The sequence below is a fragment of the Dermacoccus abyssi genome (assembly GCF_003515945.1).
Classification (GTDB): domain Bacteria; phylum Actinomycetota; class Actinomycetes; order Actinomycetales; family Dermatophilaceae; genus Dermacoccus; species Dermacoccus abyssi.
In genome coordinates, this window is sequence record NZ_QWLM01000017.1 from 49,126 (window position 1) to 59,115 (window position 9,990).

Consider the following 9,990-nt stretch of genomic DNA (forward strand, 5'->3'; position numbering starts at 1 on the left):
GGCAGGCGCCCCGCCCGCGCATCTTTTCGCGAGAACGACGACAGCCGGTAAAATCGCGGGCGGTGTGCCGGGAAGTCTGGTCGGCCGTTCGCGTGAGGCGCGGATGACGACGACCACCCCTGCCCGAGGAGATTCACCATGGCCAAGCGCCACAAGAACAGCCTTCCGCCGATGAAGGACGAACAGCCGAGCTTCGAAGAGTTCAAGGAAGCCGCGCACGTCGCCCCCGTCGCCGTCGCAGGACGGCTGACCCGCCGCCTCTTCACCCGCGGCACGTGGCCCGAGGCCCAGCGCGTCAAGGAACTGCTGCGCACCGAGACCATCGGCGGCCTCATCCTGCTCGCCGCTGCGGTCGCCGCGATCGTCTGGGCGAACTCGCCCTGGCGTGACGGTTATGAGGCCCTGCGGGACGCGCACATCGGCCCCGACTCCCTCGGGCTCAACATGTCGGTGGCGCACTGGGCCGCCGACGGCCTGCTCGCCGTGTTCTTCCTCGTCGTCGGGCTCGAACTCAAGCACGAGTTCGTCGCCGGCGACCTGCGCAACCCGGCAGCCGCCGCAGTGCCCGTCATCGCTGCCGTCTGCGGTGTCGCAACGCCTGCGCTCGTCTACGTCGCGATCAACGCCGCAGCCGGCGGCGAAGGGCTCAAGGGGTGGGCCATCCCGGCCGCCACGGACATCGCGTTCGCCCTCGCGGTGCTCGCCGTCATCGGTTCGCACCTGCCCACGGCGCTGCGTTCGTTCCTCCTGACGCTCGCCGTCGTCGACGACCTCATCGCCATCACGATCATCGCGATCTTCTACAGCAAGGGCTTCTCGCTCGGCTGGCTGCTCGCCTCGATCGCGGTCGTCGCAGTCTTCGGCTTCCTCACCCAGCGCGGCATCAAGCACTGGGCGATCCTCGCGCCGCTCGCGATCGTGGCGTGGGTCTTCATGTACAAGTCCGGCGTTCACGCCACGATCGCTGGCGTGCTGCTCGGCCTCGTCGTTCCGGTCAAGGGCAAGCACGCCCTCGCCCACCGCATCGAACACCGTCTGCGCCCCTATTCGGCAGGGTTCGCCGTGCCGGTCTTCGCGTTCTTCTCCGCCGGCGTCACCGTCGTCGGTACGAGCATCACCGAGACGCTTGCGGACGCCGTCACGCTCGGCGTCATCGCCGGCCTCGTGCTCGGCAAGGTCGTCGGCATCTTCGGCAGCACGTTCCTCATCAGCAAGTTCACGAAGGCCAAGCTCGACGAGAACCTCTCGTGGGCCGACGTGTTCGGCCTCAGCCTCCTCGGTGGCATCGGCTTCACCGTCAGCCTCCTCATCGGCGAGCTCGCGTTCGGCACCGGAAGCGTCAAGGACGACCACGTCAAGGTCGGCGTGCTGCTCGGCAGCCTCCTGTCCGCGCTCCTCGCGAGCATCGTGCTCGGACGCCGCAACCGCATCTACCGCCGCATCGAGGAAGAGGAGACGCGCGACGCCGACCAAGACGGTGTGCCGGACGTCTACCAGCGCCCCGAACCGGCCTGAACCGCACCGAACCGAGGAGCCGGTAGGCGCGAATCGGCCGATATCGGTAGTGTGTCCATCGAACAGAAAACGTGTGATGCGACGGACGGCCGTCACCTCGACGAGGTGACGCCGCCTGCTGAACAGGAGATAACCATGGCCCTCAACACCCCCCGGGGCTCCGAGCGCACGCTCGGTCAGCTCGTTTCGGACGCTTCCGCTGACCTCTCGAACATCGTCAAGGGCGAGATCGACCTGGCGAAGATCGAGATCAAGGCTGACGTGCAGAAGGCCGGCAAGGGTGGCGGCATGCTCGCTGCCGCCGGTGTCGTCGCCCTGTTCTTCGTCGGCTTCCTCCTGACGGCCCTCGCCTGGGCCATCTCGGAGGTTCTCGACTGGCCGAACTGGGCCGGCTTCCTCATCGTCGCGGGCATCCTCGCGCTCGTCGCCGGAATCCTCGCCCTCGTCGGCATCAAGTCGATCAAGAAGGTCAAGGGCAAGCCGGTCAAGACGATCGACAACGCGCAGAAGACCGTCGCGGCCATCAAGCCCGCCAAGTGACGTTCTGACCTGCCGCACGAAGGCGGCTCACCCTCGAGGGTGGGCCGCCTTCGTCATGTTCGCCTTCCTCATGTTCCCGGCCGGGCGTTCAGCTGAGGAAGCGATCGGGCACCTGACGCTCGTCGTCGCGGTTCCACGAGCGCGCGACGCCCCCGGTGGTCAGGACCGCGTCGAGCACGAACGCCGTGAAGCCCCAGATGTAGAAACCGTCGACCTCGAACCCCGGCCCCTTGAAGCCGCGCGGGTGTGTGACCGTGTGGCGGTTCGCCGGGTCCACGAGATCGCGGACGGAGATGCGCGCGACGCGAGCGACCTCGACGGGGTCGAGCACTGAGATGTCGGACGGTACGTTCCACCAGGCGAGCACGGGGCAGACCTCGTAGTTCGTCACGGGCAACGCGACCGGCTGCAGTTCACCCATGACGTGGACGCCCTCGGGCACGAGCCCGATCTCCTCGTTGGCCTCACGCAGCGCGGTGTCGGTGAACGTGACGTCCTGCGGTTCGACCCCACCACCGGGAAAGGACACCTGCCCCGCGTGCTTGCGCAGGTTGGTGGCTCGCTCGGTGAGCACCACGTCTTCCCCGCCGTCGTCGTTCGGGCCGAAGAGCATGAGGATGGCAGAGGCCTTGGAGCCCTGCTCGGGACGCGGCCATCCCGCGCACAGGTCGCCGCGGCGACCGGCCTCGAGCACCGTGTTCAGCCAGGGCGGAGGCGGCGTGGCGTCGCCCACCGGCACGCTCATCGGGCCTCGCCCTGCGCCCCTGCACCGGAGTGACGTGGCACGACCGGCGTTCCTCGATGCCCGGTCGAGAAGGAGGCGTCGGGCACTCCCCCGTCGACGAGCAGCGGCACCGGCGCCTCACCACCCTTCGGGGCCGCGAGTTCGTACTTGAGCAGGGCGCGCGCCTTGTCCGGGTCGGTCTCGCCGTCACCGAAGGACGGGCACCAATGCGCCACCGGGCAAACGCCGCATGCGGGCTTGCGGGCGTGGCAGATACGTCGGCCGTGGAAGACGACGACGTGGCTGAGCATCGTCCAGTCCTTGCGCGGGAACATCTCGCCCACCTCGGCCTCGACAGCGACCGGGTCGGTCGACGTCGTCCAGCCGAAGCGGCGCGCGAGGCGCCCGAAGTGGGTGTCGACCGTGATGCCCGGAACACCGAACGCGTTGCCGAGCACGACGTTGGCCGTCTTGCGTCCGACGCCCGGCAGCGTCACGAGGTCGGCGAGCTTGCCCGGCACCTCGCCGTCGAAACGTTCGACGAGTTCCTGACCGAGCTTGATGACCGAGCGCGTCTTCGCCCGGTAGAACCCGGTGGGACGCAGGATCTCCTCCATCTCGCTTGGCTCCGCCGACGCCAGTGCCGCAGCGTCCGGGTAGCGACGGAAGAGCACCGGCGTGACCTTGTTGACCCCGACGTCTGTGGTCTGCGCCGAGAGGATGGTGGCCACGAGGAGTTCGAGCGGCGACTCGAAGTCGAGTTCGGCTCGCGCGTACGGGTACTGCTCCACGAGTCTGCGGTAGATGCGGCGTGCCTGACGCACCCGCCCCGTGGCGGTCTCGGGCACGCGCGCGGCCCGCTTCGGCGGCGTCTCGGCTTCGGAGGTCATGCCCACACCCTAGAACGCCCCACCGACACCACCGAGCACCTCATCTGCTGGACGAACGAGCGCCTTTTTCCGCGCTTTCCTGGGAGTGAACTGTGTGGAGCGTCACCCGAAACGTGGCAAGATGGAGGCGTGGACATTGAAGTAGTGCGTCAAGCTCCCCTTTTCGCCGCGCTGACGGACGCAGACGCCCAGGCTCTTCTGCAGCGCATGTCGCGCGCCCGTATCGAGCGCGGCGACATCCTCTTCGAAGAAGGGGAGGAGGGCGATCGCCTGTACATCATCACCTCCGGCAAGGTGAAGCTCGGCCGCCGCTCCCCCGACGGTCGCGAAAACCTGCTCGCGATCCTCGGCCCCGGTGAGATGTTCGGCGAGCTCAGCCTCTTCGACCCGGGCGCCCGCACGACCACGGCCACGGCCATCGCCGGCACCGACCTCGTCGCGCTGGGTCACACCGAACTCACCGAGTTCGTCTCGTCGCGCCCCGACGTGGCCGTCAAGATGCTCGGCTCCATCGCTCGCCGCCTGCGTCGCACGAACGAAGCGCTCGGCGATCTCGTCTTCACCGACGTTCCCGGCCGTGTCGCCAAGGCTCTACTCGACCTCGCGAGCCGCTTCGGCCGTCAGGTCGACGACGGGGTCCTCGTCGCGCACGACCTCACGCAGGAGGAGCTGGCTCAGCTCGTCGGCGCCTCCCGCGAGACCGTGAACAAGGCTCTCGCCGACTTCGCCAGCCGCGGCTGGCTCAAGCTCGAGGCCCGCGCCGTGACGCTGCTCGACGTCGAGCGCCTTCAGCGCCGCGCCCGCTGAGGCCGCACTCACCTCGGTTGACAGCGAAGCGCCCGTCCCCTGCGGGGGACGGGCGCTTCGCTATGTCGTGGGGCTGTTCTCAGAGGCGGCCGAGATGGGCCAGCTGCGCCTTGACGACGGCCTCCACCGCCGGGCGCAGCTGCGGGCCGATGTCGCTGTAGGCGCCGTCCACGACGGGGCCGACGAGCTCGTCACCCTGCGCCGGCGAGTCGCCATTCTCGGAGTCGACGTCGGCCAGCACGGTCCGCACCTCGTCGAGGCGCTCCTGACGGTGGGCGCGGTAACGCTCGACGACGGGAGCGGCGTTGGCTCCGACAGGTCCGTGCCCCGGCGCCAGGACGACGACTCGCTCCCCCGCCTGCGCGACGAGCGCCATGAGGACGTCGAGCGTCGCGAGATAGGCCGTGAGATCGCCGTCGGGGTAGGCGACGAAGCTGCTGCCCTCGCCGAGAATCGTGTCGCCGCTGAAGAGGACGTCGACGCCGTCGCGCTGGAGGACGAAGGCGGCTGAATCGCGCGTGTGGCCCGGCGCGAGCAGCACCTGGAGGTCGCCGATCATCTCGCCGTCGGTGAAGGCGTCGCCACCCGAGCCGCCACGCAACGCGACCGCGAGGCCGCGCCCACGAAGCGCCTCGACGAGCGCGCTCGCACCGCCCTCGTGGTCGTCGTGGTGATGGGTGAGCAGCACGACGACACGCGTGGCCTCGGCGCCCCGCACGGCGTCCATGATCGCGTCACGGTGGCCGGCGTCCTCGGGCCCCGGGTCGACGACGGCGACGAGCGAGCCGTCCCCGCCCGAGGCTTCCTCCAGGGCGATGACGTACGTGTTCGTGCCGGTGAGCGTCATCGGGCCGGGGTTGTCGCAGCGCAGGTGTCGCACGCCGCCGGGGAGTCGGTCGAGTTGATCGGTCACAGGTTCACCTCCGCGTGAAGGTAGGGCCCGTCGGGGCCCTTCAGCAGTTCGGGGCGCGTGGGGAGGAAGTGGAAGCCGCGTGCCTGCTCGAGCGCCTCGGTGGCACTCGATGCCCGGGAGAGGCGCTCGAGCGCCGTGCGCGTCGGGGGCAGGAGGCGGGCTCGCCCAGCCTCGGCTTCTGCCAGCATGGCTTCGGGCCGAACCCACTGACCTCGCTGCGACTCACGCGACACGGCATCGGCAGTGGCACCGTCCGGCAGCAGCGCCGTGAGGAACCAGGTGTCGAAGCGGCGGCTCTCGAACGCGGGCGTGATCCACCGGTCGACGGCCTCGACGAGGTCTCCACGCAGCGTCAGGCCCGCAGCAGCCTCGGTGAACGAGACCTCGTGAGCCTCGACCTGAGTGCGGCGCGCCCTCCACTCGTCGGTGGCGACGTCGACGATCGCGTCGCCGTCCCCCTCGGACGCGAGAAGCACTCCGGCCTCCTCGAACAGCTCGCGCAACGCGCACACGAGCACACTGAGCGCCTCGTCGTGCCCGACGCCGAGCCGATCGGCCCACGCCTGCTCGCCACCCGCGGGGCTGCGCAGGCGGTGCGCCGGAGCGTCGTCGACGCCGAGGTCGGCGGGGTCGACGCGTCCACCCGGGAAGACCCAGGTGGACGGCGCGAAATCCATCGTCGCGGCGCGTTCGATCATGAAGACCTCGACGGGCTCACCGCGCACCAACAGGACGGTGGCGGCCTGCGCCGGAACCGTCGGCTCCGGGCGCGGTTGCGTGTCGTCGAACCAGCGCTCGGCTGCCTTGGCGAAGGGACCGATCGGGAAGTCGCGAGGCTGCCTCGGGATGTCGCTCATCAGTCGGCGACGGCGACCGTGATCTCGACCTCGACCGGAGCGTCGAGCGGGAGCACCGCGACGCCAACAGCCGAACGGGCGTGGACACCGGCGTCACCGAAGGCCGCACCGAGCAGCTCGGAGGCGCCGTTGATGACACCGGGCTGACCGGTGAAGGAGGGGTCGCTGGCCACGAAGCCGACGACCTTGACGACGCGCGTCACCGTGTCGAGGTCACCGACGACACTCTTGACGGCGGCGATGGCGTTGAGGGCACATGTCCGCGCGAGTTCGGCCGCCTGCTCGGGCGTGACGTCGGCACCGACCTTGCCCGTGGCGGCGAGGTTGCCCGCCACCATCGGCAGCTGACCCGAGGTGTAGACGAGGTTGCCCTCACGCAGCGCGGGGACGTAGGCAGCCACCGGCTTGGCAACCTCGGGCACCTCCAGCCCGAGCTTCGCGAGGTTCCGCTCGACCTGAGCCATCGCCGATCAGGCCTTCGGACGCTTGAAGTAGCCGACGAGGCCGTTGCCGTCGGGGCCGGGAACGATCTGAACGAGCTCCCAGCCGTCCTCACCGAAGTTGTTGAGGATCTGCTGCGTCGCGTGAATCATGATCGGCGCGGTGAAGTATTCCCATTTCTGCATGCTCCCACCGTAGCCCGCAGACCCTGTTCGGGGACGACGAAGCCCGCCCCACATCTCGTGTGGAGCGGGCTTCGCTCGTGCCGGTCAGGGCTTGATGTACAGAGTGACCTTCTTGCCCTCGCCGATCTTCTGACCAGCTGCGGGGTCGGACTTCCAGACCTGGCCGGAGGAGACCTCGCCCGAGTCCTGCTTGACCACCGTGGCCTGCAGCTTCAGACGCGCGAGTTCGGCCTTCGCATCCGCCTCGCTGCGCCCCTTGAGCTGCGGGACGGTGATCTGATCGCCCTTGACGACGCCCGAGCCCGGCTCGGGGAACGCCTTCTTCGGAAGACCCTTGCTGATGGCATCCATCGTTTCCTTCCACACCGGCGCGGCGATGTCGCCACCGTAGAGGAAGTTACCGACGTGCTTGGGGCCGATGGTGACGTTCTTGATCGGGTTGGTGTTCTCGCCACCGCGTCCGACCCAGATCGCCGTCGAGTACTGCGGCGTCGAACCGACGAACCAGGTGTGCAACGAGCCGTCGACGGTACCCGTCTTGCCGAAGGCCTGACGCCCCTCGGCAAGAGCAGCCGACTTGGCCGTACCGTCCGGGCCGAGAACCGACTTGAAGATCTTGACGACTCCGCGCGCCTCTTCGGCCGGCATGGCCTGCTTGCACGCGTTCGGCGCGAGCTTGACCGGGCGACCGTTCGCCTGCTTGATCGAGACGACCGGGCGCGGTGCGCAGTACTTGCCGTCGGCCGCGACAGTGGCGAAGGCGTTCGCCATCATGACCGGGCTCGACGAACCGGAGCCGAGCACGATCGAGGAGGGGTCGGGGTTGATCTCGGACCAGCCGCCGCTCTTGAAGTCGGACGCATAGACGCCGAGACGCTTGTAGGCGTCGCGGACATTGCACGGGCCGAGCTGAGCGACGAGCACACCGAACGCCGTGTTCACCGACTCAGCCGTGGCCTTGGACAAGGACATCGGACCGGCGGGCACCTGGTGGTCGTTGCCGACCGACCACACGCCACTGCCCTGACCGCACTTGCCCGGGAAGTTCTGCGAGGTGAAGTTGTAGACCGGGCGCCCTTCCTTGCTGCTGTTCATGCGAGGAACGTTGACCGTCGAGTCGAGCGCGCGGCCCTGGTGCATGGCCTCGACGATGGCGAAGATCTTCGCCGTCGATCCGATCGGGAACCCGGAGCGCGGATAGCTGACCGACGTGTTGAACGAATCCGTACCCGCGACGGAGTACTTCGTGTTCTGCGCCATGGCCTCGACGTAACCCGTGCCGGGTTCGATGATGACGCCGGCGGCCTGGACGTCGGCGCCGTTCTCGACGGGCACGCGCTTCTTGAGGTTGGAGTCGAGCGCGGCCATCTTCTTCGGGTCGAGCGACGTCTGAATGACGAGGCCGCCGGTACGAAGCTTGCCGAGGCGCTCCTTGCGCGTCTTGCCGAGTGCAGGCTGCTGCGCAATCCACTGCGTCACGTAGTCGCAGTAGTAGGGGTACTTGCTCGTGGCGCAACCACCCGAGGAGTTCTCCTCGAGCTTGAGGTTGAGCGGCGAGTTGATCGCCTTGCGGCCCTGTGCCTCCGTGATGAAGCCCTGGTCGATCATCTTCTGGATACCGATGTTGCGACGCTTGACGGCCGCCTCGGGGTTCTTCACGGGGTTGGTGGCGTCCGGCAGGTTGACGACACCGGCGAGCGTGGCCGCTTCGGCGATCGTCAGGTCCTTGGCCGGGTGCCCGAAGTAGTGGCGCGACGCCGCTTCGACGCCGTACTGGAGCTGACCGAAGTAGACGAGGTTGAGGTAGCTCGTGAGGATCTGGTCCTTGGTGTGCGTCTTCTCGAGGTCGACGGCGTACTTGAGCTGCTTGAGCTTACGGATGTAAGCCTTCGCACCGCTCTGGGCGACCGCCTCCTTGGCGGCCTCCTTGTCACCACTTTCCAGCGCCTGACGCTGGGCAGCCACCTTGACGTACTGCTGCGTCAGGGTCGAGGCGCCCTGGGTGCTCGAGGAGAACAGGTTCGACGCGATGGCGCGCGCGATGCCCCGCTTGTCGAGGGCCCCGTGCTGGTAGAAGCGTTCGTCCTCGATGGCCACCTGGGCGTCTTTCATGACCTTCGGGATGGCACTGCTCGCGACGACGATGCGGTTCTCGTCGTACGGGGTCGCGATGACGCTGCCGTCCTTCGCCAGGATCTTGGACTGCTGGCTCAGAGCGTTCTCGGCGAACTCGGACGGGATGTTGTTGAACATCTTGACGCCGCTCTTGACACCCGCGCCACCCATGCCGGTGACCGGCAGGAGAACGCCCGCCAGGAGCAGACCGAGGGCCACAGAGGTCGCGACGAAGGCGCCGAGCAGACTGAGGACGTTGCTCGTCGTCGAATTGCTCCGGCGCTTCTTCTTCGCAGCAGGACGAACCGCTGCGGCAGAGGGCTTTCCACGCATACCGGCCAGAGTATCGGGGTAACCTGAGAATCTCGGCGAGGCAGGTGCGGCGTGCCCGACCCGATCCCAGGGGGCCCGCCACAATGTACTACCTCGATTTAGCACACCGAGAACATAGAAACTCGTCAGTAACTTTGCCTAGTCTGCGTATAGCTCAACAACGACGTGGTCTACGCCACAGCGTCATCCGCACCAACAGGGGAGGCACAGATGACGATCATGACCGAGGAAACCCAGACGCCCGTCTGGGACGAGAACTGGGCGGCTCGCGCCCAGTGCGCGGCCACCGCGCCGGACGATCTCTTCGCCAAGGGGGCTGCTCAGCAGACGGCGAAGGTGATCTGCCAGCGTTGCCCGGTCGTCGCGGAATGCCTCGCGGACGCGCTCGACAACCGCACCGAGTACGGCGTCTGGGGCGGCATGACGGAACGTGAGCGTCGCGCGTTGCTGCGCCGTCGCCCTGACGTGAAGTCGTGGACCACGCTCTTCAAGATAGCTCGCGCCGACGAGGTCGCTGCCGGCATCAACCGCAGCGCTTGACCGGCCGAAACGACGAGGGCCCCGCACCGATGGCGGATTCTCGTGGTCCTCGCAACACCTGATTGATCACGTGGTTTGAAGTAGATCACGCAGGCGCTCGGCTGGGTTGTCCCAGTTGAGCGTTTTGCGT

Annotated in this window: 11 protein-coding genes; 4 read left to right on the forward strand and 7 right to left on the reverse strand. The window is 68.0% G+C overall.

Translation table 11 applies throughout. From position 1 onward, the window contains the following. The first annotated feature begins 138 nt into the window (after window positions 1-138). Both nhaA and D1832_RS12735 read left to right on the forward strand, forming a co-directional pair. A complete protein-coding gene (gene nhaA, locus D1832_RS12730) occupies window positions 139-1,515 on the forward strand; it encodes a Na+/H+ antiporter NhaA (RefSeq protein WP_118914522.1) in 1,377 nt (458 codons plus the stop codon). Window positions 1,516-1,650: 135 nt separating this feature from the next. Then, on the forward strand, window positions 1,651-2,055 hold the full coding sequence (locus tag D1832_RS12735; protein ID WP_047312490.1) for a phage holin family protein: 405 nt from the start codon (window positions 1,651-1,653) through the stop codon (window positions 2,053-2,055). An 88-nt stretch (window positions 2,056-2,143) separates the two neighbouring features. On the opposite strand, the gene D1832_RS12740 is transcribed toward D1832_RS12735, so the two are convergent. Both D1832_RS12740 and nth read right to left on the reverse strand, forming a co-directional pair. Then, complete coding sequence (locus tag D1832_RS12740) at window positions 2,144-2,800, reverse strand: NUDIX hydrolase (protein WP_118914524.1); 657 nt, start codon at window positions 2,798-2,800, stop codon at window positions 2,144-2,146. Next, the gene (nth, locus tag D1832_RS12745) at window positions 2,797-3,669 is read right to left on the reverse strand and encodes an endonuclease III (RefSeq protein WP_118914546.1); all 873 of its coding nucleotides are present in this window, start codon (window positions 3,667-3,669) and stop codon (window positions 2,797-2,799) included. Before nth ends, D1832_RS12740 begins: the two co-directional genes overlap by 4 nt. Before the next feature lie 129 nt (window positions 3,670-3,798). Here nth and D1832_RS12750 point away from each other — a divergent pair, with 129 nt between their 5' ends. Next, window positions 3,799-4,476: a Crp/Fnr family transcriptional regulator gene (locus D1832_RS12750; RefSeq protein ID WP_118914526.1), complete on the forward strand. Its 678-nt coding sequence runs from the start codon at window positions 3,799-3,801 to the stop codon at window positions 4,474-4,476. Window positions 4,477-4,555: 79 nt separating this feature from the next. Here D1832_RS12750 and D1832_RS12755 read toward each other — a convergent pair whose 3' ends face one another. The 5 genes from D1832_RS12755 to D1832_RS12775 form a co-directional block, all read right to left on the reverse strand. Beyond that, window positions 4,556-5,389, reverse strand: a complete 834-nt coding sequence (locus D1832_RS12755; protein WP_118914527.1) for an MBL fold metallo-hydrolase — start codon at window positions 5,387-5,389, stop codon at window positions 4,556-4,558. Continuing rightward, a complete protein-coding gene (locus tag D1832_RS12760; protein ID WP_118914529.1) occupies window positions 5,386-6,246 on the reverse strand; it encodes an NUDIX hydrolase in 861 nt (286 codons plus the stop codon). Before D1832_RS12760 ends, D1832_RS12755 begins: the two co-directional genes overlap by 4 nt. Next, window positions 6,246-6,710 (reverse strand): RidA family protein, encoded by a 465-nt coding sequence (locus tag D1832_RS12765; protein WP_118914531.1) that lies wholly within the window; start codon window positions 6,708-6,710, stop codon window positions 6,246-6,248. Before D1832_RS12765 ends, D1832_RS12760 begins: the two co-directional genes overlap by 1 nt. A 6-nt stretch (window positions 6,711-6,716) precedes the next feature. Continuing rightward, entirely contained in the window at window positions 6,717-6,872 is a 156-nt protein-coding gene (locus tag D1832_RS12770; RefSeq protein WP_118914533.1) for a Sp36 family protein, read from the reverse strand. A gap of 84 nt (window positions 6,873-6,956) precedes the next feature. Beyond that, entirely contained in the window at window positions 6,957-9,320 is a 2,364-nt protein-coding gene (locus D1832_RS12775) for a transglycosylase domain-containing protein (RefSeq protein WP_118914535.1), read from the reverse strand. 210 nt (window positions 9,321-9,530) lie between these two features. Here D1832_RS12775 and D1832_RS12780 point away from each other — a divergent pair, with 210 nt between their 5' ends. After that, window positions 9,531-9,860: a WhiB family transcriptional regulator gene (locus tag D1832_RS12780; RefSeq protein ID WP_118914537.1), complete on the forward strand. Its 330-nt coding sequence runs from the start codon at window positions 9,531-9,533 to the stop codon at window positions 9,858-9,860. Window positions 9,861-9,990: the final 130 nt, after the last annotated feature.

What these genes read in the sequence shown, in the direction of transcription:
- nhaA (WP_118914522.1), top strand. Translation starts at nt 139, where the DNA reads ATGGCCAAGCGCCACAAGAACAGCCTTCCGCCGATGAAGGACGAACAG.
- D1832_RS12735 (WP_047312490.1), top strand. Translation starts at nt 1,651, where the DNA reads ATGGCCCTCAACACCCCCCGGGGCTCCGAGCGCACGCTCGGTCAGCTC.
- D1832_RS12740 (WP_118914524.1), bottom strand. Translation starts at nt 2,800, where the DNA reads ATGAGCGTGCCGGTGGGCGACGCCACGCCGCCTCCGCCCTGGCTGAAC.
- nth (WP_118914546.1), bottom strand. Translation starts at nt 3,669, where the DNA reads ATGACCTCCGAAGCCGAGACGCCGCCGAAGCGGGCCGCGCGCGTGCCC.
- D1832_RS12760 (WP_118914529.1), bottom strand. Translation starts at nt 6,246, where the DNA reads ATGAGCGACATCCCGAGGCAGCCTCGCGACTTCCCGATCGGTCCCTTC.
- D1832_RS12765 (WP_118914531.1), bottom strand. Translation starts at nt 6,710, where the DNA reads ATGGCTCAGGTCGAGCGGAACCTCGCGAAGCTCGGGCTGGAGGTGCCC.
- D1832_RS12770 (WP_118914533.1), bottom strand. Translation starts at nt 6,872, where the DNA reads ATGCAGAAATGGGAATACTTCACCGCGCCGATCATGATTCACGCGACG.
- D1832_RS12775 (WP_118914535.1), bottom strand. Translation starts at nt 9,320, where the DNA reads ATGCGTGGAAAGCCCTCTGCCGCAGCGGTTCGTCCTGCTGCGAAGAAG.
- D1832_RS12780 (WP_118914537.1), top strand. Translation starts at nt 9,531, where the DNA reads ATGACGATCATGACCGAGGAAACCCAGACGCCCGTCTGGGACGAGAAC.